Genomic DNA, 21,840 nt, shown 5'->3' with positions numbered 1-21,840 from the left:
GCCTACCCCGAGATCCTGATGCCGACGTCCAGACCCCAGAAGACGATGGTTATGACCATATCCGCGACCACGACCAGCACCAGGCTGGCCCGGATCGCGCGGCCCGACGCGCGCCCCACGCCCTCGGGGCCGCCGACGGCGTAGAAGCCCTGATAGCCGTGGATCACGATGATCATCACCACGAAAACCGTTGCCTTGAACAGCGAGGCGAGTACATCGCCGGGTTGCAGGAAGGCCCCGAAGTAGTGGTAGTAGGTTCCCGAGGACTGCCCGTGCAGCACGTTCACCACCACCGCGCAGGACAGATAGCTCAGGATCAGCGTCAGCAGATACAGCGGCACGATGGTGATCAATCCGGCGATCACCCGCGTGGTCACCACGAACGGGATCGATCGAATACCGATGGCCTCCAGCGCATCGATCTCCTCCGAGATGCGCATCGCGCCGATCTCGGCGGTCATTCGGCAGCCGGCCTGGGCGGCGAAGCCGATCGCCGCGACCATGGGCGCCATCTCGCGGGTGTTGGCGTAGGCGGAGACGAATCCGGTGAGCGGGCCCATTCCGACCATGTTCAGCGCGGTGAAACCCTCGACGCCGATCGATCCGCCGACCGCCGCGCCGAGGAAGATCAGCACCGCGACCGTGCCGCCGCCGACGATGAGTCGCCCACTGCCCCAGGTGATATCGGTCAGGATCACCATGGTCTGGCGTCGATAGGCCCGCAGGGTGTGCGGGATCGCACCGAGGGTGTGTGCGACGAATGTGGCCTGGTGGCCGAGGGATTCGAAGACGGTCAGCGGAACGCGCGCGCTCGCGGTCGCGGTGCGCCCGAGCGCGCCGAAAGGGTGATAGCGAGCCGGAACCTGCGTCATCAGCCCACCTTGGTCGGAAGGAACATGCTGACCAGCTGGGTGATCACCAGATTGACCCCGAAGGTGACGATCACGCCCAGCACCACCGCGGCATTCACCGCATTGGCCACGCCCTTGGGTCCGGCGGTCGCCTCCAGCCCGCGCTGACAGGCGATCACGAGGACGATCACGCCGAAGATCACCGACTTCACCAGGGCGACAACCAGATCGCCCATCGAGGCGAAGGAGGCGAACGAGGTCAGGTAGCTGCCGGGCGTGACGCCCTGAAACGCAACGGCCACAACATATCCGGTGAATACACCCATGAACACGATCAGCAGGCACAGCAGCGGAGTCAGCGCGAGCATGGCGGCCAGGCGCGGGGTGACCAGCCGCTGCACCGGATCGATTCCCATGGTGCGCAGGGCATCCACCTCGTCGCGGATGGTGCGCGCGCCCAGATCCGCGGCGATGGCCGAACCCGCCGCGCCGCCCAGCAGCAGCGCGGTGACCATCGGCGCGCCCTGGCGGATGACCCCGAGTCCGCCCGCCGCGCCGGAGACCGAGGTCGCCCCCACCTGCTGGGTGAGGCTGCCGACCTGGACCGAGACGATGACGCCGAACGGAATCGCCACCAGCACCGCGGGTATCGCGGTCACGCTGACGATGAACCACCCCTGCGCCACGGTGTCGCGCCAGGGATGGCGCAGGGCGATCAGATCGCGCAGCAGATGGGCGAATGCGGCGGTGCCGAGCTGCAGGGTGCGGCCGAAGGTGCACAGCGCGGACAGCGTCAGGTCGGTGGCAAAACGGGTGTACGGCACCGGTTTTCGGGCCCATCGGTGAACAACCATGGCGATGCTCCGGTCGAGGGCGATTTACTGAATGAGACGTCATTCACTAAATGGACAGAACCATAGCAAAGGGCGGGATTGAGTGTCCAGGGTCACAGTCGTCTGAAGTACAGTGGGCCCGTGGCCCGACCGAGCGCATCGAGCAAGATCAAGCCGCGTCGGTCGCCGGGCCGCCCCGCGGCCAGCGCCGACAGCGTGCAACGGCGGCGGCGGGAGCTGATCGAGGCCGCCTACGCGGAATTCGCCGAACGGGGTTATCGCGCAACGACTGTCGCCGATATCACCCGGCGCGCCAGTGTCGCCTCCGGAACCTTCTACCGGTATTTCGAGAACAAGCGCGCCATTGTCGATGACGTCCTCGATTACGGCGTGCAGCGCGCGGTGTCGTTCCTGACCGGTGAGTCGCCGCCGAGCGCCGCGCGCAGCGGCGAGGAGTTGGCCGACCAACTGCGGCGAATCCATGTGCGGCTGTTCGAGATTCTGGAGGCCGAACCCGCGCTGGCGCGGCTGATCCTGTTCGAGATCGCGGCGATCGACAACGAGACCCGCGAACGCGCGCTGAGCGTATCGGCGGTAATGGTCTCGTTCGTCTCGGCCTATGTCGAACACGGTGTGGCGCAGGGGTTTCTGCGCGCGGATCTGGATCCGGTCATCCTCGCGGAGGCGACGGTCGCGCTCGGCCTGCCCGCTCTGGTGGCCACGCAGCGCGGACCGCTCAGCGCCGAGCGCAAACAGCAGTACGCCGAAATGTGTACGCGGTTGCTGCTGGACGGGGCGCGGGCCCGACCCTCACCGAACGCGGCAGATCCCGCCGAGCAGGATCAGTCCGGTATTCGGTAATTTGTCGCCGAGCCACCGCTGAATCGGCACGATGCCGGGCTCGTCGAATTCGAAGCCGTCGAACAGTTCGGCCACCTCGGCGCGGGTTCGGTACTGCACCTGGGCGGTGCTGCCGATGGTGTCGTTGGAGGACTGGTTGATGAATTGGTCGTTGCTGTCGGTGGATCCGTGCGTGAAGGCCAGCGTGCTGCCCGGCGCCATCACCTCGCGGAATCGGGACATGATCCGGTCGGGATGTTCGTAATCCATGATGTAGTGCAGGACGCCGACGCACAGCACCGCGATCGGGCGGTCGAAGTCGATCAATTCGTCCATGCGCAGCCGGGCGATGAGATCGTCGGGATCGCGGACATCGGCGACGATCGGGGTGACCAGCGGCATATCGCCCAGCATCGCGTTGGCGTGGGCGTAGACCACGGGGTCGTAATCCACCGAGACAACCCGCGCCGAGGCATTGATCTTGTGGGCGACCTCGTGCGCGGCGGGGGAGGTGGGAATGCCGGAGCCGAGATCGATGAACTGCGTGACGCCCGCCTCGGCCGCCGCGGTGACGGCGTGGATGAGGAATTGGCGGCTGAACCACGCCAGCATGCGGGTGTCCGGGGCGATTTCGAGCATGCGCTGGGCGACGAAGCGGTCGGCTTCGTAGTTGTCTTTACCACCCAGTAGGTAGTCGTAGATGCGGGCCGCGTTCGGTTTGGACGGATCGACTCCCTCGGGTGCCTTCCGATACGCCGTCACCGCCCACCTCCAACGAAATCATCCGTCCCGACGAATATTGCCCCTCTGCCGGTTTCGGTTCGGTTACCTCTCGACCAGCATGCCAGACGCGCCCGAGCGGGGTCGGACGATTGTCCATCAGAACTCGTCGGGACATCCGCAGGAGCCGCGGGCGGCCAGCCGGGCGTCGAGGCGGACGACGCCGGGTTGTGTTGTGCCGCCGTCGATTTGCTCGAGCAGCAGCTCCACGGCGGTCTGGCCCATGCGCTGGGTGGGTTGCGCCATCGTGGTCAGACCCGGACGGGTGTAGCGCCCGTATTCGATACCGTCGAAGGCCACAACTGCCAAATCGTCCGGTACGTGTAGTCCGGCGTCGTATGCGGCGCGCAACATGCCCATGGCCTGCAGATCGCTGGTGACGAAGACCGCCGTCGGCGGCACCGGATCGCGCAGAAGTTCCGACAGCGCCCGATATCCGGCGGCGCCGCCGAAATCGGTTCGCACGACCGGTCCCTCGGGCAGTCCGGCCGTGGTCAGCGCCTCGCGATAGCCGCGCACCCGGTCCTCGGCGGTGGAGACGTGCGGGCCGCTGAGACAGGCGATGCGGTGGTGGCCGTGGCCGATGAGGTGTTCGACCGCGGTGCGCGCACCGGCCACCGAATCGCACAGCACATGCGCGCAGCGCGCCGGATCGATGACGCGATCGAGCGCGACAAGGACCATATTCGCCTGTTCGCAGGCCTCGGCGATACCCGCGCCCCAGGACGACGAGATCGCGAGCAGGCCCTCGACTCTGCGATCGATGAACGATCGCACATAGGCCTGCTCGCGCGATTCGTCCCCGGCGGCATTGCCCACGAACAGCGGATACCCCCGCGCGAAGGCCGCGGTCTCGATCGCGGCGGACAGTTCGGCGAAGAACGGATTGGCCCCGTCGGGAATCACCATGCCCAGCGCGTGCCCGCGATTCATCCGCAGGCTGCGGGCCGACATATTGGGCCGATAGCCCAATTCGGCGATGGCGGCCTCGATTCGGGCGCGGGTGGCCGGTGCGACCGAGCGCGGTCCGCCGTTGAGGACATAGCTCACCAGAGCCGGTGAGGTGCCCGCCAATCGGGCCACGTCGGCGCGTGTCACCACCATCGAAATCTCCCGTCCGTATCGGATGAGCCCCTTGACAGCCGGTGACCCGGGTCACACACTACCAATCAACTCGTGTTGATCAACACGAGTTGATTCCGAAAGGTCTGTTACACCATGGATGTTCGAATCAGGCGCGCCCTACTGCCGCTGGTCCTGGTCGGCGCGCTCGCTGCGGCCGCGTGCGGTCGCGGCGGCGACAGCGGCTCGGGGGAGTTCCGCATCGCGATCGTCACCCGCAACTTCACCAATCCGTACTGGGCCGCGCTGCGCGACGGCGCGCTGGCCGAGGGCGCGGCGCGCGGGGTGAAGGTGGTGGTGCAGGCCGGTCAGTCCGAGACCGATGCCGACGGGGAGAACGCGCAGATCTCCACGATGGCCGCCCAGGGCTATGACTGTTTCGGCGTGGTCCCGGTCAACGGTACGAATGTCATCACCCCGCTGGCGGCGGTGGCGCGCAAGAACATTCCGATCCTGAATCTGGACACTCAGATCGACGCCGCGGCCTCCCGGCAGGCCGGGGTCTCCTACGCGAGTTTCATCGGCTCGGACAATCTCGAGGCCGGTCGCACGGCCGGTCGCACACTGCTCGAGGCGCTGGGCGGCACCGGCAAGGTCGTGGTGCTGCAGGGCATCGCCGGTGAGCAGAACGGCATCAATCGCGATCAGGGCTTCAGCGAAACCGTCGCGGGCAAACTCGATATCGTGCAGAGGGCGCCCGCCGACTACGAGCAGGACAAGGGCCTGCAGGTCACCGAGGCGATCCTCAAGGCGCATCCGGATATCACCGGCGTCTTCGCCGCCAACGACACCATGGGCCTGGGCGCGGCGCAGGCGATCCGTAACGCCGGGCGCACCGGGCAGATCAAGGTCATCTCCGTCGACGGGATCCAGGCCGCGCTCGACGCGGTGAAGGCCGGGACGCTCTACGGCACGGTCACCCAATATCCCTATGCCGAGGGCGGACTCGCGGTACAGGGCTGCCTTGCGCTGCATCAGGGTAAGAAGCTGCCCGAGCGGGTGGTCTCGCCGATCGCGTTCATCGGTCACGACAATGTCGACCAGCAGATCGCGGCCTTTCCGCGCCCGATCGTCGGCTTCGACAATCCGCTGGAAGGACTGCTGACCAAGTGACCGTCGTCGCCGCGCGTCCGGAAATCGCCGCCAGGGCGGCCGAATTCGCCGCGCCCCTCGCCCTGATCGTGCTGTGGGTGGCGTTCTTCATCGCCACCCCGCACTTTCTGACCCTGGACAATATCGGCGATCTGCTGGTCGCCTCGACCATCCTCACGGTGCTGGCGCTCGGGCAGCAGTTCGCCATCACCGTCGGCGGCATCGATCTGTCGGTCGGCGCGAATCTGCCCTGGGCCGCGGCGATTCTGGGATATCTGGCCACGCACGGCTATCCCACCGCGGTCGCGATCGCCGGGGCGATCCTGGGCGGGCTCGCGGTCGGCATGATCAACGGCCTGCTGGTCGGGCGGCTGCACATGACCGATTTCGTGGTCACCCTCGGCATGCTCAGCGTGCTCAACGGTGCGACGCTGCTGCTCACCCACGGCAATACCCAGGCAGTGAATTCGACATTCCTGCGCACCCTCGCGCTCGACGGCATCGGGCCGGTGCGCTGGTTCTGGCTGCTGGCGCTGATCGCGGCGCTCGTGGTGGCGGGCATCGTGTTTCGCACCCGGGTCGGCACGCATCTGCTGGCCACCGGCGGTCGGCTCGAGGCCGCGCGCGACACCGGTATCGCGGTGAACCGGATCCGGCTGTTCGCCTACGCCATGTCCGGACTGCTGTGCGGTATCGCCGGAGTCATGCTGGTCGCACGCAACGGCGGTGCGGATCCGTCGTTGCAGACCACCTATCTGCTGTCCTCCATCGCGGCGGTGGTGCTGGGCGGTTCGTCGCTGTCGGGCGGGAAGGCCTCGGTGCTCGGAACCGTCTGCGGGGCCGTGCTGTTCACCTCACTGATCAACGGATTCACCATCCTCGGCATCTCGCAGTACTACCAGCCGGTCGCCGTCGGTGCGGTGCTGTTGCTGGCCGCCGGGATCGCCCGCTTCCGAAAGTAGGCCCACGATATGACGATTCCACTGCTCGAGGCTCGCGAGCTGACCAAATCCTTCGATTCGGTGCGGGCGCTGGGCGGGGTGAGCATGACGATCCCCGAGGGTGAGGTCACGGCCCTGGTCGGCGACAACGGCGCGGGCAAATCCACGCTGGTGCGCTGCCTGACCGGGGTGCAGCCGCCGGATGCGGGCCGAATCCTGTTCCGCGGCGAGGAGGTTCGGCTGCGATCGCCCGAGGACGCCCGCAAATTGGGCATCGAGACCGTCTACCAGGACCTCGCGCTGATCGACGATCTGGCCGTCTGGCAGAACCTGTTTCTCAATCGGGAACTGGTGTATCCGTTCGGCATCGTGAACCGCCGCGCCATGATCGACCGCGCGGGGGAGATCCTGCGCGATCTGGACGTGGACGTGCCGTCGGTGCGCACCACGGTGCGACGCATGAGCGGTGGCCAGCGCCAGAGCATCGCGATCGCCCGCGCGGTGGCGTGGGGGAAGTCGATGGTCATCATGGACGAGCCGACCGCGGCGCTGGGCGTGCGCGAGACCGCCGCGGTGGAGCAGCTGGTGCGTGGGCTGCGCGAGCGTGGGATCACCGTGCTCGTCATCAGCCACGATCTGGCGCAGGTCATGCGCATGTGCGACAACGTGGTGGTGCTGCGCCGGGGCAGATCGGTTGCCGCGCATCGGGTCTCGGAGGTCGACGGCGATCGGCTGGTGGCCCTCGTCACCGGCGCGGCGCCGGGCAACCTCGAGACCGTCCCCGCGGCAACGGATGAGCGCTGATGCGTACCGGCGGACTGATCCACGCCGAATTGCTCTCGGCGCTGACCGCCCTGCGGCATACCGACCTGTTCGCGGTGAGCGACTCCGGGCTGCCGGTGCCGCGCGGTGTGGCCGTCATCGATCTCGGGGTCGCCTACGGCCTCCCCCGGTTTCAACCCGTACTGGAGCTCGTGCTGCGCGAGGTGACCATCGAAAAGGCTTGGGCCAGCCGCGATGTCGAACAGCGCAATCCCGAGGTGGCGGCGCTGCTACGCGCCCTCGACGCCGAACCGCTCGAGCACGAGGAATTCAAGCGGCGCGTCGGCGACTGCCGCTTCGTGGTGCGCACCGGGGAGGCCAGCCCGTTCGCGAATGTGCTGCTGCGCGCGGGAGTTCCGTGGCTCGACGGTGATCAGTCGTACCAATGCTCCTCGAGCGTGGTGGCCGGATCGACCGGGCCCGAGGGGCAGTAGTCGCTGGGCAGGCCGTCCGGTGTCGGCACCGGATGGCCCGCGCCGAGCAGATAGACCACGCTCTCGGTGAATCCGTCGATTTCGAGCAGGGCCTCCAGGCGCTCGTCGTGGAAGCGCGCGCTCTGCCAGGGGCCCAGCCCCAGCGCGGTCGCGGTCAATGCGAAGGTTTGTCCAATATGTCCGGTATTCAAGAGTACCGCGCGATAGGAACGGGAGTGGTGATCCTCCTCGACGGTGCGCGGGACGATCGCGGTCACGAAGCAGGCGAACGCCGAGGCCGACCAATCCGAATCGCCCAGCGTCACACTGTCCATCGTGTCGCGATCGAAGGAATCGGACAGCAATTCCAGGGCGTGCGCCTCGCTGTTGTAGTGGTAGAGGCCCGGATCGATGCCGAGGACGTCGAATACCGCGATATAGGCCTCCAATCGGTGATGGGCTCCGTCGGAGGGACTGGTCTTCATCAGCCGGGTGCCCAGCGGGCCGCCGTCGCGGACCATCATCGGCGCGAAGGTCCGATGCAGCAGTGACGACAGCACGCGATCGTCGACCGGACGTGATTCGAAACGCCGAATGGTGCGGCGGGAGAACAGCACTCGATCGTAGGAGGCGGTGATCGGCGCGAGATTACGCGGCAGATAGACGCGCGGGGCGCGGGGATAGACCTTGAACAGCGGCGGTGCGCCCACGCTGCCGTGGACCTGTCGCCGCTGGTCGCCCTCGTGCTCGCCACGCAGCAGGCCCGCGGCGGCCAGTTCCTCGATGGCCGAGAACACCGATTCCGGGGTGTGGTCGGGAAACGAGGTCGCGACCTGTTTCGCCTCGGACCAATCGTCGAAGCGATCGAGCACCTCGACGTCGAGCGGGGCCAGGGTGACCGCCCGGTCCGGTTCCAGCCGTGGTGATTTCCGGGACAGATAATTCTCGGCGGTCAATTCGTTGTCGTGCCAGTAGAACACCAATGTGCGGGAGCGCCGGTAACGCATGGCGGTCGCATCTCATTTCTCGTCGGTTCTCGAAACGGGGTTGTCGAGAATATTTCTGTACCTGACGATTATGGACACCCGGTCACCGTGGCGGCCATCCTTTTGACCTGGATCGAAACGTTGCAGCAATCACGTCGTAATCCTATGGGCCCCATAATGTTTCGGGCCTGTGTAGTTGTTCCTACAGCGTATTGCCCGGTCCCGGGGGTAGGCAGCCCCGAGAACCGGGGACTTGAATCGACCGGTGCGCTCAGCAGCCGAGCAGGTCGGCCAGTGCGCCGAAATCCGCGGCGACGAGGTCGCTGACGGTATCCGCGGCGCGATCGGCGCCGCGGTGCGGACCCTTCTCGAGCGGCCGCTCGACGAAGGCCGTGCGCAGTCCGGCCGCGCGGGCGCCATCGAGATCCCAGGTGTGACAGGCGACCATGAGCACCCGATCGGGTTCGACGTCCAGCAGACCCGCGGCGGTGCGGTAGACCTCGGGCGCGGGTTTGTAGGAGTGGGCCAGTTCCGCGGAGACGACGCAGTCCATCGGCAGCGCCGCGGCCTTGATCAATCGCGTGAGCAGGGCGAAGCCGCCATTGGACAGTGCCGCAACGGTGTATCGCCGCCGCAATCGTTCGAGGCCCGCCACCGAATCCGGCCACGCGGGCAGCACATGCCACGCCCGCACCAACCGTCGCCGCGCCGCCTCGTCGAACGCCCCCGCCACACCGTGCCCGTCGAGCAGCGTGTCCAGCGATTCCCGGTGCAGCGTATCCAGATACGCCCACGCCCGTTCCCCGTCGCGGACCCGCTGCATCGAGGGCGCGTACATCTCCCGCCAATCGTCGGCGAACTCCCCGGCGTCCAGATCCACCCCGGCGGCATCGAAGATCTCCGCGGCCTGGGCGGCCACGCCGCTGTACCAGTCCACCGTGGTTCCGAAGATGTCACAGGCGATCACCTGGATCCGGTCCCGATCGAATTCCGTCACACCGCCTCCTCACACCGCCGATCCCCAAGTTTAGGGATACCGGGCGGTTCGGTGGCGGCCATAGCGTTGGTCCCATGTCCGCCACGCGCGGCCGGCCGCAGAAGATCAAAGCCGGCGCCTACAAGAAGTTCGGCTCCACGCTTCGTGACGAGCCGCCTCGGGAGACGCGGGTCACATCGATCCGCGCTGCGGATAATCCGCGGTTGACCGCCGCGCTTTGATTGCTGACTATTAGCTAATGCACGCATTGCTCAGTCTCGGGTTCTGCGGATTCCTGCTGATCGGTGTTCTGACGCCGAATCGGCGGCCGCGGCGGCGAATGCCGCGGATTCGCTCACGGTCGGCCGGATTATCGGTACTCGTCGCGCGTTCGAGGTGTTCGGACGCCGATCGGGAGCCGCGGTGAGGCCGTATGAGTGCGCGCTCCCGCGCTGACGGCCATGGACGGTCGGCGTGCGGGTGATGATGCGCGACGCCGGGCGTGCGTGGCCGTCGGGCTGGGGGTGGTGGCGATGCTGCTGTGCTGGACCGTGTTCGGGGGCATCTTCTTCGGAACCGCGGCCTGCGTGGTCGCCCACGCGGTGCGCGTGAGCAGACCGGAACCGCGGATCCGCCGAGCCTCGATCGCGGCGAGCCTGCTCGGTATCGTGGCCGGGGTCGCGGCGATCGCGATGATTCCGATCGAATTCACGCCGACTGTCTGATGCGGTCGAACAGGGCGCGCATATGCGGCCCGATCTCGGCCAGCTCCACATACGGAACCCCGGCCGCGCTGCCGTCGAGATAGGCGAAGCGCATCTGCCCGGCCATATCGCCCTGCTGGACCACCGAAATCCCCGCCGCGGCCGCCGCGCGCAGGGCGGCGTCGAAATCCTCCGGTTCGACGCAGATGTGGTGCAGGCCGGGTCCGCGCTCGCGCAGGAATTCGGAGTAGATGGACTCGCCGCGAACGGGTTCGATCAGCTCCAGCTGGGTGGCGCCGCTGTAGGACAGCGAGATGTGCGCGGTGAAATCCGCGGGCGTGCCGCGATAGGTGCACCTGTCCGGGCCGAATCGGATATCGGGCATGCGATTCCAGCTCCGCACGCCCAGGCAGGCGCCGAGAAAGCCCTCGGCCGCCGCCACATCCGAGACCACCCAGGCGATCTGGGTGATCGGCCCGCCCGCGAGATTCATCGAATCAGTGTGTCACTGGATCTCTTTCACGGTGATCGACAAACGTGGTTTGGTCCGCTCGCCGGGGCCGGCGACGCGATCCCACACCGCGTCGATCATCGGAGCGAGTAGCAGTTCGCCGAATTGGCGGATCAGCACCTCCACGATCTGGGTGGATTCGTGTCGCGCGGTCGAGGCCAGGCCGGTCTCACGCAGGGTGCTGACCTCGCGGCGGGTCAGGTCGACCAGCGATTCGAGCAGGCGCATGCGGGTTTCGGCGGGTTCGAGCACCGAGCGCCGGACGTAGTTCACCACGGCCGGATTGTCGGCCAGCATGCGGCGCACGGTCTCGTCGCGGGCCGCGGCGACCTCGCCGGGGGTTCCGGTCGGGGGCACCGAGGAGACCGCGGCGTCGAAGTAGTCGACGACCAATTGATCGACGGCCTCGATCAGGCCCGCCTTGGTCTTGAAGTGGTGCTGTACCAGGCCGAGGGTGACCCCGGCCTCGGCCGCGACCGCGCGCAGCGATACCCGGGACTCGCCGAACTGGGCGAACAGGTCCATAGCCGCGTTGCGGATGCGCGCCTTGGCGGTCAGGTCGTCATTGGTCGCCCGTGGATTCAGCATCGCCCCTCGACTCGTCGTATGTGGTCGGGTCAGTTTACGCGGTGTAGTAATAGCTGGTCGCACGCTCAGCAATCGCTACTGTTGACCTAATGACTATACAAACGTATCGTTCGCGGCATGGACGTAGTGACGCCGCGCCCGCTCGCGGGTATCGAGGTTGTCTCCCTGGCCGTGAATCTGCCCGGCCCGCTGGCCGCGGCCCGGCTGGCCGAACTCGGGGCCGAGGTCACCAAGGTCGAGCCGCCCGCCGGTGATCCGCTCGCCGCGGCGGCGCCGGACTGGTACGCGCGGCTGGTCGCGCCCCAGCGCGTGATCACCCTGGATGTGAAACAGGGCGGTGACCGGGCGAAACTGGACGAGCTGCTCGAGACCGCGGATGTGCTGCTGACCTCCATGCGCCCCACGGCCCTGGCCCGGCTCGGATTGGCCCAGCCGCAGCAGCGGTTCCCGAGGCTGTCGCTGATCGAGATCATCGGACACGCCGAGGATCCCGAGGTGCCCGGCCACGATCTGAACTATCAGGCCGTACACGGCACGCTCACCCCGCCGAAGCTGCCGACTGTCCCGATCGCCGATGTCCTCGGCGCGGAACGCGCGGTGTCGGCGGCCCTGGCCGCACTGGTCGCGCGCGGGAAATCCGGTGCGGGACAGTCGTATCGGGTGGCGCTCGAAGAAGCCGCCGCGTGGGCGGGCGGGGCCGTGCGCTACGGCCTGACCGGGGAGGGCAGGGTGCTCGGCGGCGTATTCCCCGGCTACGGCATCTACGAATGCGCCGACGGCCATGTGGCCCTGGGCGCGATCGAACCGCATTTCTTCACCGGCGCGCTGGCCGCGTTCGGGGCCGACGGCAGCCACGAGGGCTTCGCGAAAGCCTTCGCGGACAAGACCATCGCCGAACTCGAGGCCATCGCGGCCCGCAATGATCTGCCCCTCAACGGTATCCGCACCACCTCCGGAAAGTAGAGACGCCGATGTCCGCACTGTTCCCCGATTACCGTCCCGCCTGGGAGACCGAACAGCATCGCGAATTGCGCAAGCACGCCGCCGAATTCTTCCGCAAGGAGATCGTGCCGAACCGCGAGCGCTGGACCGAACAGCACATGGTCGACCGCGAATTCTGGAACAAGGCCGGTGACGCGGGCCTGCTCGGTCTGGACCTGCCCGAGGAATTCGGCGGCGCCGGAGGCGATTTCGGCCTGCAGGCGGTCGTGCAGGAGGAGCTGGTCTACGCCCACGACAACGGGTTCGGCTTCTCGGTGCACTCGCCGATCGTGTCGCACTACATCTACAAGTACGGCAACGACGAACAGCGCGCCAAATGGCTGCCGGGCATCATCAGCGGCGATCTGGTGCTGGCCATCGCCATGACCGAACCGGGTACCGGATCGGATCTGCAGGCGGTGCGCACCACAGCGATCCGCGAAGGCGACCACTACGTCGTCAACGGCTCGAAGACGTTCATCTCCAATGGAACCCACTGTGATCTGCTGGTGATCGTCGCCAAGACCGATCCGAGCCAGGGCGCGGCCGGTGTCTCGCTGATCGTGGCCGAGACCAAGGATCTGCCGGGCTTCGAGCGCGGCCGGGTGCTGGCGAAGATGGGCCAGCACGCGCAGGACACCCGGGAGCTGTTCTTCTCCGATATGCGGGTTCCAGTGGCGAATCTGCTCGGCGAGCAGGAGGGGCTGGGCTTCTATCAGCTGATGGAACAGCTGGCCCGGGAGCGGCTGATCATCGCGAGCCTGTGCTCGGCGCTGGCCGAGGCCGCGGTGCTCGAGGCGCTGAACTACTCGCGCGAGCGCGAGGCGTTCGGGCGGCCGATCGGCAAATTCCAGCACAACGCCTTCACCCTGGCCGAGCTCAAGACCGAGGCGCTGGCCATCAAAACCCTTGTCGACTACGCCATTTCGCAGTACATCGACGGTAAGAACGATCCGGCGACCGCGTCGATGGCCAAACTGTTCGCCGCCGAGACCGCCGACAAGGTGGTCGACCGCAGCCTGCAGCTGTTCGGCGGATACGGCTACATGATGGAGTATCCGATCGCCCATATGTACACCGGCTCGCGCGTGAACCGGATCTACGGCGGCACCAGCGAAATCATGAAGGAAATCATCTCCCGCTCGCTGTAGCGGTGCGAAGGAACGTCGACATGGGTACCGAGGCATATATCTTCGAGGCGATCCGCACGCCGCGCGGTAAGGGTAGGAACACCGGGGCGCTGCACGAGGTGAAGCCGATCTCGTTGGTGGTCGGGCTCATTCAGGAATTGCGCGCCCGCTTCCCGGAACTGGACGAGGACCGCATCGCCGATGTCGTGCTGGGCTGTGTGACCCCGGTCGGGGATCAGGGCATGGATATCGCGCGCACCGCGGTGAATCTGGCGGGTCTGCCCGACACCGTGGGCGGTGTGCAGATCAACCGGTTCTGCGGTTCGGGCCTGTCGGCGGTCGGTATGGCCGCCTCGAGCGTGCGATCCGGTTTCGAGGATCTGGTCATCGCGGGCGGCGTGGAATCCATGTCGCGGGTCGAGATGGGCAGCGATCGCGGCGCGATGGCCTACGACGCGGCCACCGCCTACGACAACTACTTCATCCCGCAGGGTGTCGCGTGCGACCTGCTCGCCACGATCGAGGGGTACACCCGCGAGGAGGTGGACGCCTACGCGGTGCGCTCCCAGGAGCGCGCCGCCACGGCGTGGGATGCCGGGCGATTCGACAAATCCGTTGTGCCCGTTCGCGATATCAACGGATTGACCATTCTCGACCACGACGAGCACGTTCGTCGCGGTACGAGCGTGGCCGATCTGGGCAAACTCGCCCCGGCCTTCGCCGGAATCGGTGAGTTCGGTGGTTTCGACGCCGTCGCCACGCAGCGCTATCCCTTCGTGGAGAAGGTGGATCACGTACACACCGGCGGCAACAGCTCCGGCATCGTGGACGGGGCGGCGCTGGTGCTGATCGGCAATCGGGAGGCCGGTGAGGCCTCCGGGCTGACCCCGCGCGCCCGGCTGGTGTCCTATGCCACCAGCGGCGCGGATCCGGTGCTCATGTTCGAGGGGCCGATTCCGGCGGTGGACAAGGCGCTGTCGCTGGCGGGCCTGTTCGCCGACGAGATCGACGTGTTCGAGATGAACGAGGCCTTCGCCGCGGTCGCGCTGAAGGTGCAGCGGCACTTCAAGATTCCCGACGAGAAGTACAACGTCAACGGTGGAGCCATCGCCATGGGGCATCCGCTGGGCGCGACCGGGGCGATCCTACTCGGCACGGTGCTCGACGAACTGGAACGCACCGGCGGGCGCTACGGGCTGATCACACTGTGCGTCGCCGGTGGCATGGGTGTCGCGGCCGTGATCGAGAGGGTGTGAAAGACCATGACCGACAGCATTATTCGCTGGGAGCGGGATGCCGACGGCATCGTCGTGCTCACCATCGACGATCCGGCGGGCGGGGCCAATACCCTGACCGACGCCTACGTCGAGGAGATGGGCCGGACCATTGATCGGCTCGAGGCGGAGATCGACTCCATCACGGGCGTGGTCCTCACCTCCGGTAAGAGCACCTTCTTCGCCGGTGCGGACCTCACGCAGATCATCGCGGCCGGACCGGAACACGCGCAGGAGTTGTTCGACGGGTCCATGCGGATCAAGCGGGATCTGCGGCGGCTCGAGCGGATCGGCAAGCCGGTGGTCGCCGCGATCAACGGCGCGGCCCTCGGCGGCGGTCTGGAGCTGGCGCTGGCCACCCATCATCGCATCGCCGCCGATGTGCCCGGCAGCGTTATCGGACTGCCCGAGGTGATGCTCGGCGTGCTGCCGGGCGCGGGTGGCGTGGTGCGCACCGTGCGGCTGCTGGGTATTCAGAGCGCGCTCATGCAGGTGCTGCTCACCGGCGCGCGGATGAAGCCGGGTAAGGCCGAGGAAGTCGGGCTGATCGACGAATTGGTCGGCACGGTCGAGGAATTGACGCCCGCCGCCAAGGCGTGGATCAAGGCCAATCCGGACCGGCACGTACAGCCGTGGGACGCCGAGGGGTACCGGATTCCGGGCGGGTCGCCGAGCACCCCGGCGCTGGCCGCGAATCTGCCCGCCTTCCCGGCGAATCTGCACAAGCAGCTGAAGGGCCAGCACGATATGCCCGCGCCACGGGCCATTCTGGCCGCCGCGCTCGAGGGCGCGCAGGTGGATTTCGAGACCGCGCAGCGGATCGAGGCCCGCTACTTCGTCAGCCTGGTCACCGGGCCGGTCGCCAAGAACATGATCCAGGCGTTCTTCTTCGATCTGCAGCAGGTGCAGGGCGGCGGCTCACGGCCGCGGGACATTCCGGTGCGCACGCCGAAGAAGGTGGGGATCCTCGGCGCGGGCATGATGGGCGCGGGCATCGCGTATGTGACCGCCAAGGCCGGTATGGACGTTGTGCTGAAGGATGTTTCGCTCGGGGCCGCCGAGAAGGGTAAGGCCCACGCGGAGAATCTCGAGGCCAAGGCGTTGCGCAAGGGCCGCACCACCGAGGAGAAGTCCGCGGCGCTGCTTGCTCGCATTCAACCAACCGCGGACGCGAAAGACCTTGCGGGCGTGGACTTCGTGATCGAGGCGGTCTTCGAGAACACCGAACTCGAACACAGGGTCTTCCAGGAGATCGAAGCGGTGGTCGACGCGGACGCGGTACTGGGTTCCAACACCTCCTCGCTGCCCATCACCGGATTGGCCACGGCGGTGGGACGGCCGGAGGATTTCATCGGCATCCACTTCTTCTCGCCGGTGGAGTCCATGCAGCCGATCGAGATCATTCGCGGTGCGAAGACCTCCGACGAAACCCTCGCCCGGGTCATCGATTACACGCTGGCGATAAAGAAGTATCCGATCGTGGTCAACGACGGTCGCGGCTTCTTCACCACCCGGGTGTTCAGCATGTATCTGCTCGAGGCCATGCACATGCTGTCGGAGGGCATCGATCCCGCGATCATCGAACAGGCGGGTCTGCAGGCCGGATATCCCGCCGCGCCACTGCAATTGGCCGATGAGCTCAGTTTCGGCACCATCCGCAAGATCATGGACGAGACCCGCGAGGCCGCCCGGGTGGAGCGGTTGCCGCTGGCCGATTCGGTGAGCACCTCCGCCGAGGTGGTCGCCACGCTCATCGATGCCTGCGGTCGTACCGGAAAGGCCGGGGGCGCGGGCTTCTACGACTACGCCGACGGTAAGCGGACCGGCCTGTGGCCGGGTCTGCGCGCCCGCTTCGAGACCCGCACCGAATTGCGGATGCCCTTCGAGGATCTGCGCGACCGCTTCACCTTCATTCAGGCGATCGAGACCCGCAAATGCTTCGACGAGGGCGTCATCTGCTCGGACGCCGACGCCAATATCGGCTCGATCTTCGGCATCGGCTTTCCCGCCTGGACCGGCGGCGTCCGCCAGTACGTCAGCGGATACCCCGGCGGCCCAGCGGCTTTCGCCGCCCGGGCCGCCGAGCTCACCCAACGCTACGGTCGGCGCTTCGCGCTACCGTAGCGCTCACGCGGGTAGTAGTCGGCCCATCGAGTGGACCTCGTTGACATCCTGGCTGGTGATGAACGACCAAGGGGCGGTGAAGAATCCGTTCTTGCCCCAGTTCGGACCCCAGGAGTTCTCGATGGTGACGCCCTTGGCGTCGTAGGCGATGATGGTGACCTCGTGGCCGCCGATGATCCTCTCGTTCGGGGACGGGTCGTAATTGGAATTGTTCGCGTCGAGTCGCTGGAAGCTCTCCCGGACGTCGAATCCGATCGGCACCGGCAGGCCCGAGGCGATCGCCTTCTTTATATTGGTGACCAGATCGCCGCCCTTGGTGAGATCCTTCGCCCCGGAGAGTTTGAAATGCGCGGCATTGGCGCGTTCGGCGGCGTCGGGCTGGGTGGTGTAGTCGAAATCGCCCTGCCAGTAATCGGATTTGGTGTCGATGCCCTGTTGCTGTTCCAGCGGCAGGGCGACACCGGCGTAGGTGCCCTCGTCGTTGCCCTGGGCGATCTGGGAGTAGATGAACATCGGCGCCTGCGGGCCGCCGCCGATCTGCTGCTCGTTCATCAGCACGCCGTAGCCGGTGTACCCGGTGGCCCAGGTGACACACGAGCCGACCGGGCCCTGATCGCCCGCGGGCAGCGCGTACTGCTGCAGCGAATAGGACGCGGGGGGTGCGCCGACCGCGCCGACCTGCACCGGCAGCGTCGTGCCGACGCTGGTGTCGCGGCCGAGGCTGTCGCGGGCGGCGCCGCGGTCGAGACCGAACGCGTGGTGCGGCGTCTCCGGCGCCGGATCGGCCTGCGCGGTGGCGGATGTGACGAGACCGAGTCCGACGGCCAAGGCGACGGCGGCGGACAAACGCGGATAGTGCACGGTTCCTCCTGGCAATGGGAATTGGGCGGGCCGAAAAGCATTGCAGGGCAGCGCCGCCCGGTGGGAGCTTCCGAATGGAATGATTCGAGAGTGTGACACATCACCGATGTCGGGTCAATGAAAAACTCGAGCGGGATTTTTCGAATCATCCTCGGCCACAATGTCGGCCGGGTGATCTTGTGCAATTCGCCGCGCGTATCTGTGATATTCGCCGTTCGAGTTGCGGGGGTATCGAACACGTGTATAGCGTCCGAGAACATTTCGGTCGGAAGGATCGCCACGTGGGGTTGAAACGGAAACTCGTCTGCTGCCTCGCGGTGCTGTGCGTGGCCGGTGCGCCGAGCGGGGTCGCTGCGGCCGATCCCGATTCCGCGGCGCCGGGACGCTCGAACGGATTGGTCGTCACCCCGAATCTGCCGTGGGTGCCCGAACCGCGGTCCGCGGTATTCGGCGCGCAGACGCTGCCGTATCTGCAGCAGGTGCAGACCGCCGATCAGTGGTGCTGGGCCGCGGACGGCTCGTCGATCGCCACCTATCTGCACCGCCCGATCACGCAGAACGACTATTGCAAAATCGTGCACGGCGCGGGCGCGGACGGCAGCTGCCCCAATGATTCGGCCTCGCTGGAACAGATCGCCGCGGCCTTCCACACCCTCGGATTCGACGCCGCGGTCGGCGCGCCCCTGTCGATGACCAAAGTGGTCGACGAGATTTCGGCGAACCGGCCCGTGCTCACGGGAATCGCGTGGACCGCGGGCGGCGGACACGCCCAGGTGGTCTATGGATTCGACGTCGACGCCGGGACCATCACCTACGGCGATCCCTGGCCGAGTTCGCGGCGCAGCGTCACCCAGACCATCGGCTCCTACACCCAGAATTCGGATTGGGTGTGGTTCGGCGAGGATTACGGTATCGTCGCGCGCTGATGTCTCTGCGCGGAATTCTGCTGATTCTCGGCTGTGCGTTCGTGCCGATGATGGACACATTCCTCGCGGGGGTGGCTCTGCCCGGAATCCGGCGCGACTTCGCGATCGCGGAGGGTTCGGCGCTGCTGAGCCTGGTGCTGGTCGGATATCTGGCCGGATTCGGCTCGCTGCTGATCGTCGGTGGCCGGGTGGGGGATCGGCTCGGGCGGCGAAAGACGCTGTGGCTGGCCGCCTCCGGATTCCTGCTCGCCTCGGCGGCCTGCGGGCTGGCCCCCGGACTATGGGCCCTGGTCCTCGCGCGAGTGGCGCAGGGCGCGACCGCGGGCTTCGTGATGCCGCAGATCCTGGGACTGCTCACCACCCAGGCGGGACCGCGGCGCGACCGCGCGATCAGCTGGTACTCCTCGCTGAGCGGGGTGTCCGCACTGGTCGGATTGATCGGTGGCAGCGCGCTACTGGATCTGGTCGGCGGCCCGGACGCGTGGCGCTGGCTGTTTCTGGTGAATGTGCCCCTGTGCCTCGTGGCGTTGGCGCTGCTGCCGCGCTGGGTTCCCGACACCCGGCCGAACGCGGACCGGTACATCGACGGGCGCGGCGGGGCGCTGCTGTCGCTGACCGTGCTGGCCTTCCTGCTGACCGCGTCGATGCCCACGATCCTGGGCCCGGCCACTCTCGGGCTCGCGGTGCTCACCGTGGTGGTGGGCCGGGCGTGGCTGGCGCATCAGCGCCGCTGCGCGCGGGCGGCGATCACGGCGGTGGTGCCGGACGGCATATTCGACAATCCTTCCCTGCGTTGGTCTTTGGCGCTCATGCTGCCGTTCTTCGCCGGGGCGGGCGGGTTCCTGTACGCGCTGCCGCAGACGCTGCAGGAGGGGCTCGGACGCACGCCGCTGATCGCCGGTGTGCTCACCGCGCCGATGGCGTTGGGATTTTTGATCTCCTCGTTCACCGTGCCGCGACTGCGGCAACGGCTGGGCGTGCGGACCATCGCGCTGGGCGCGGCGATCCAGGGCAGCGGTCTGGCGGGGACGGCCGTCGCGGTGCTCACCACCACGACTCCGCTGCTGTGTCTGGGACTGTTGCTGATCGGCACGGGTCAGGGCATCACGTTGGGCGCGATGAACGCGCATATGTTGTCGCTGGTCCCCGCCGAACTCGCCGGTATGGGCGGCGGGGTACTGCTGACCGCGCAACAGGTTTCGATCGCCACCGGCGCGGCCGTGCTCGGCGGGGTGTTCGGAATCGTCGTGCAGTCGGCGGGACATCGGGCCGCCATGGCAACGGTGGTGTGCGTGCAGATCGGGCTCGCGGCGATCGTGATCGCCGCAAGCCTGCGCTCAGCGGCTCTCGGTCGCGTCAGCGGGCGCTAGCGCCGAGATCTCGGCGAGCCCGTAGCCCATCTCCTCGTGCAGGAAGCGGACCATCGTCCACCATCGTGCGCCCTCGGCGTCGAAATCGCCGAATCGGCCGCAGTACAGCGGAATCCAGCGCAGCGACTGTTCGAGCATGGTCTCGCGCGACTGCCGGTCGCCGTAGTCGCCGTAGGAGATCGACCGGTGGTGGATGAAATGCCCGCCGGGTAAACGGTTTTCGCAGAGATCGGTGTATTCGCGGGTCTGCAGGATCAAGTAGTGCCACACCTCGTCGATCTGCTGTTCGACCGGCAGGAACAGCCCGCCCAGGGCCTGCGGATGCGCCGAGACCAGGGTCAGGTAGCGGACCGCCTCGCGGACCTGCGTCCGGGCGGTCGGCTCGTCGATATCGTTGTGGCGCTGGGTGTATCGAACCGTCTCCGCGTAGAGCTCGCCGAGGACGTCGTGTTCGAACATGGGTGTGCTCCTTCAGCGAACCAGCCAGGCGTACTTTCCGGACGGCCCGATCGGGATGTGGACCCGATGGGCGGCGGTGACGTGCAGCCTCGTGAGATCCGATGCGGCCGTGGCCAGCGCCTTGGTCGCGGCGCGGTCCAGCGGCTGCCCGTCGAAGGTGGTGTAGCCGAGGACGGCCTCGGAACCGTGCACGCGCAGCTGATAGACGAAGACGCGCGGATCGGTCTCGGCCACCACATCGTCGAGTTCGGCCTGCGAGGTGATCGCACCGTCGGTGACGAGCAGTTCCTTCTCGCGCCCGCAGAAGCGCGCGATGCGGGCGGGTTCGGAGGATCCGTCGTGGGTGTGCACGCAATCGCCGGTGTTGTAGCGCAGCAGCGGCATATACGGATTGCGGATACTCGACACGACCAGGCTGTGAATGCCGCGGCTGCCGGGAATCGGCTGCAACTCCACCTCCATGCCGTGCAGATGCGGGTGGTAGTCGCCCCGGCTGTCGCCGTAGTACAGATAACCCAGTTCCGTGCTGCCGAACAATTCGATCACCGGGCAGCCGAGCCGTTCGACCAGATAGCGTCGGACATTGCGCGGGGTGAACTCGTAGCCGTGAATCGCGCTGACCGGGTGGACGAAACGCTGACCGGCCGCGCGCAGCAGATACACCGCGTGATAGGACGAACAGTCCAGATGGTATCGGCCAGCGCCCTTTTCGTGGCGCACGTCATCGATCTCGGCGAGCATGCGCCGCACCGACGCGGCGGGCCACAGCGCCGGATCGAGATCCCGGTTGACGTAGAAGGTGCGCTCGTCGAGCCAGCGCCGCACGGCGTCCTCCGGTGCGCCGCCGCGGGATTCGCTGATCCGGGCCACATGATCGGTGGCCAGTCGGGTGGTGACCGATACGCGCGGTACACCCGCGGCGAAGGTCGCGCCGATTTCGGGATGGTCGCGCCAGACGTCGTAGTAGGTCTTCAGCAGGAACAGCGGCGGCCGGATCAGCTGCATCCGGGCGTGATTGGTGCCGGTGGACCAGACGTATTGCGCCGCACCGGAGTCCAGGGCGGCACGGACGCGGTCGGTGAGGAACGAGTCGGGAAACGACTGCGCCAGATCGGCTTTGGTGATGACCGGGAAGGCGTTGATCGCCGCCCGATCGCGGTAGAAGGGGATGTCGCGGGTCGCGTCGACGAAGGCGTCCGGAAGCGGGCGGGTGGTGGGAGGCGTATTCATCATGGCGCCGGCGAAGCGGGCCGGAC

The 21,840-nt window shown here is 67.0% G+C and carries 24 protein-coding genes; 13 read left to right on the top strand and 11 right to left on the bottom strand.

All coding sequences use genetic code 11. The features are described 5' to 3' along the window. Positions 1-2: 2 nt before the first annotated feature. Both NP4_RS04485 and NP4_RS04480 read right to left on the bottom strand, forming a co-directional pair. On the bottom strand, positions 3-872 hold the full coding sequence (locus NP4_RS04485; protein ID WP_067992282.1) for an MlaE family ABC transporter permease: 870 nt from the start codon (positions 870-872) through the stop codon (positions 3-5). Next, positions 872-1,705 carry an ABC transporter permease gene (locus tag NP4_RS04480; protein WP_114755504.1) on the bottom strand — a complete coding sequence of 278 codons (834 nt, stop codon included), beginning with the start codon at positions 1,703-1,705 and terminating at the stop codon, positions 872-874. The genes NP4_RS04485 and NP4_RS04480 overlap by 1 nt, the downstream gene beginning before the upstream one ends. Positions 1,706-1,825: 120 nt before the next feature. Here NP4_RS04480 and NP4_RS04475 point away from each other — a divergent pair, with 120 nt between their 5' ends. Continuing rightward, complete coding sequence (locus NP4_RS04475) at positions 1,826-2,545, top strand: TetR/AcrR family transcriptional regulator (RefSeq protein ID WP_067992279.1); 720 nt, start codon at positions 1,826-1,828, stop codon at positions 2,543-2,545. Here NP4_RS04475 and NP4_RS04470 read toward each other — a convergent pair. Both NP4_RS04470 and NP4_RS04465 read right to left on the bottom strand, forming a co-directional pair. Continuing rightward, positions 2,495-3,286, bottom strand: coding sequence for an SAM-dependent methyltransferase (locus NP4_RS04470; RefSeq protein ID WP_067992276.1), 792 nt, complete (start codon positions 3,284-3,286; stop codon positions 2,495-2,497). The genes NP4_RS04475 and NP4_RS04470 overlap by 51 nt on opposite strands. Before the next feature lie 117 nt (positions 3,287-3,403). After that, positions 3,404-4,408: a LacI family DNA-binding transcriptional regulator gene (locus NP4_RS04465; RefSeq protein WP_067992274.1), complete on the bottom strand. Its 1,005-nt coding sequence runs from the start codon at positions 4,406-4,408 to the stop codon at positions 3,404-3,406. Positions 4,409-4,522: 114 nt separating this feature from the next. Between NP4_RS04465 and NP4_RS04460 the strand changes: the two genes are divergently transcribed. The 4 genes from NP4_RS04460 to rbsD are packed head-to-tail and all read left to right on the top strand — an operon-like array spanning position 4,523 to position 7,715. Next, the gene (locus tag NP4_RS04460) at positions 4,523-5,539 is read left to right on the top strand and encodes a sugar ABC transporter substrate-binding protein (protein WP_067992271.1); all 1,017 of its coding nucleotides are present in this window, start codon (positions 4,523-4,525) and stop codon (positions 5,537-5,539) included. Beyond that, positions 5,536-6,480, top strand: coding sequence for an ABC transporter permease (locus NP4_RS04455; RefSeq protein WP_067992268.1), 945 nt, complete (start codon positions 5,536-5,538; stop codon positions 6,478-6,480). The genes NP4_RS04460 and NP4_RS04455 overlap by 4 nt, the downstream gene beginning before the upstream one ends. A 9-nt stretch (positions 6,481-6,489) precedes the next feature. Continuing rightward, a complete protein-coding gene (locus tag NP4_RS04450; RefSeq protein ID WP_067992265.1) occupies positions 6,490-7,263 on the top strand; it encodes an ATP-binding cassette domain-containing protein in 774 nt (257 codons plus the stop codon). Beyond that, positions 7,263-7,715, top strand: coding sequence for a D-ribose pyranase (gene rbsD, locus NP4_RS04445; protein ID WP_082875521.1), 453 nt, complete (start codon positions 7,263-7,265; stop codon positions 7,713-7,715). The genes NP4_RS04450 and rbsD overlap by 1 nt, the downstream gene beginning before the upstream one ends. On the opposite strand, the gene NP4_RS04440 is transcribed toward rbsD, so the two are convergent. Both NP4_RS04440 and NP4_RS04435 read right to left on the bottom strand, forming a co-directional pair. Further along, positions 7,655-8,701 (bottom strand): SagB/ThcOx family dehydrogenase, encoded by a 1,047-nt coding sequence (locus tag NP4_RS04440; protein ID WP_067992263.1) that lies wholly within the window; start codon positions 8,699-8,701, stop codon positions 7,655-7,657. The two genes, rbsD and NP4_RS04440, sit on opposite strands and share 61 nt — an antisense overlap. Before the next feature lie 250 nt (positions 8,702-8,951). Then, complete coding sequence (locus NP4_RS04435; protein WP_067992260.1) at positions 8,952-9,677, bottom strand: haloacid dehalogenase type II; 726 nt, start codon at positions 9,675-9,677, stop codon at positions 8,952-8,954. A 74-nt stretch (positions 9,678-9,751) separates the two neighbouring features. Here NP4_RS04435 and NP4_RS40635 point away from each other — a divergent pair, with 74 nt between their 5' ends. Both NP4_RS40635 and NP4_RS04430 read left to right on the top strand, forming a co-directional pair. Continuing rightward, positions 9,752-9,898: a hypothetical protein gene (locus NP4_RS40635; RefSeq protein ID WP_156524880.1), complete on the top strand. Its 147-nt coding sequence runs from the start codon at positions 9,752-9,754 to the stop codon at positions 9,896-9,898. Positions 9,899-10,093: 195 nt separating this feature from the next. Then, positions 10,094-10,381: a hypothetical protein gene (locus NP4_RS04430; protein WP_067992258.1), complete on the top strand. Its 288-nt coding sequence runs from the start codon at positions 10,094-10,096 to the stop codon at positions 10,379-10,381. On the opposite strand, the gene NP4_RS04425 is transcribed toward NP4_RS04430, so the two are convergent. Both NP4_RS04425 and NP4_RS04420 read right to left on the bottom strand, forming a co-directional pair. Beyond that, entirely contained in the window at positions 10,365-10,853 is a 489-nt protein-coding gene (locus NP4_RS04425) for a VOC family protein (RefSeq protein WP_067992256.1), read from the bottom strand. The two genes, NP4_RS04430 and NP4_RS04425, sit on opposite strands and share 17 nt — an antisense overlap. A gap of 12 nt (positions 10,854-10,865) precedes the next feature. Then, positions 10,866-11,459, bottom strand: a complete 594-nt coding sequence (locus NP4_RS04420; RefSeq protein WP_067992253.1) for a TetR/AcrR family transcriptional regulator — start codon at positions 11,457-11,459, stop codon at positions 10,866-10,868. Positions 11,460-11,576: 117 nt separating this feature from the next. Between NP4_RS04420 and NP4_RS04415 the strand changes: the two genes are divergently transcribed. From NP4_RS04415 to NP4_RS04400, 4 genes are read left to right on the top strand one after another with little or no spacing between them, the layout of a single operon-like run. Continuing rightward, positions 11,577-12,422, top strand: coding sequence for a CoA transferase (locus NP4_RS04415; protein ID WP_067992250.1), 846 nt, complete (start codon positions 11,577-11,579; stop codon positions 12,420-12,422). Positions 12,423-12,430: 8 nt separating this feature from the next. Then, positions 12,431-13,591, top strand: coding sequence for an acyl-CoA dehydrogenase family protein (locus tag NP4_RS04410; protein WP_067992248.1), 1,161 nt, complete (start codon positions 12,431-12,433; stop codon positions 13,589-13,591). 20 nt (positions 13,592-13,611) lie between these two features. After that, a complete protein-coding gene (locus tag NP4_RS04405) occupies positions 13,612-14,826 on the top strand; it encodes an acetyl-CoA C-acetyltransferase (RefSeq protein ID WP_067992246.1) in 1,215 nt (404 codons plus the stop codon). A gap of 6 nt (positions 14,827-14,832) precedes the next feature. After that, the gene (locus NP4_RS04400) at positions 14,833-16,968 is read left to right on the top strand and encodes a 3-hydroxyacyl-CoA dehydrogenase NAD-binding domain-containing protein (RefSeq protein WP_067992244.1); all 2,136 of its coding nucleotides are present in this window, start codon (positions 14,833-14,835) and stop codon (positions 16,966-16,968) included. A 3-nt stretch (positions 16,969-16,971) separates the two neighbouring features. Here NP4_RS04400 and NP4_RS04395 read toward each other — a convergent pair whose 3' ends face one another. Then, positions 16,972-17,829 carry a C1 family peptidase gene (locus NP4_RS04395; protein WP_082875520.1) on the bottom strand — a complete coding sequence of 286 codons (858 nt, stop codon included), beginning with the start codon at positions 17,827-17,829 and terminating at the stop codon, positions 16,972-16,974. 281 nt (positions 17,830-18,110) lie between these two features. Between NP4_RS04395 and NP4_RS04390 the strand changes: the two genes are divergently transcribed. Both NP4_RS04390 and NP4_RS04385 read left to right on the top strand, forming a co-directional pair. Further along, a complete protein-coding gene (locus NP4_RS04390; protein WP_169813651.1) occupies positions 18,111-18,755 on the top strand; it encodes a papain-like cysteine protease family protein in 645 nt (214 codons plus the stop codon). After that, entirely contained in the window at positions 18,755-20,125 is a 1,371-nt protein-coding gene (locus NP4_RS04385; protein ID WP_067992238.1) for an MFS transporter, read from the top strand. The genes NP4_RS04390 and NP4_RS04385 overlap by 1 nt, the downstream gene beginning before the upstream one ends. Here the strand turns inward: NP4_RS04385 and NP4_RS04380 are convergent. After that, positions 20,093-20,584 (bottom strand): glycine-rich domain-containing protein, encoded by a 492-nt coding sequence (locus tag NP4_RS04380; RefSeq protein ID WP_067992235.1) that lies wholly within the window; start codon positions 20,582-20,584, stop codon positions 20,093-20,095. The two genes, NP4_RS04385 and NP4_RS04380, sit on opposite strands and share 33 nt — an antisense overlap. 12 nt (positions 20,585-20,596) lie before the next feature. Then, a complete protein-coding gene (locus NP4_RS04375) occupies positions 20,597-21,817 on the bottom strand; it encodes a phenylacetate--CoA ligase family protein (protein WP_211335777.1) in 1,221 nt (406 codons plus the stop codon). Between the last annotated feature and the right edge of the window lie 23 nt (positions 21,818-21,840).

This window comes from Nocardia pseudobrasiliensis NBRC 108224, from assembly GCF_001613105.1.
Lineage (GTDB): Bacteria > Actinomycetota > Actinomycetes > Mycobacteriales > Mycobacteriaceae > Nocardia > Nocardia pseudobrasiliensis.
The sequence above is the reverse complement of the archived record's forward strand: the minus strand, read 5'-3'. Positions and strand labels throughout refer to the sequence as shown.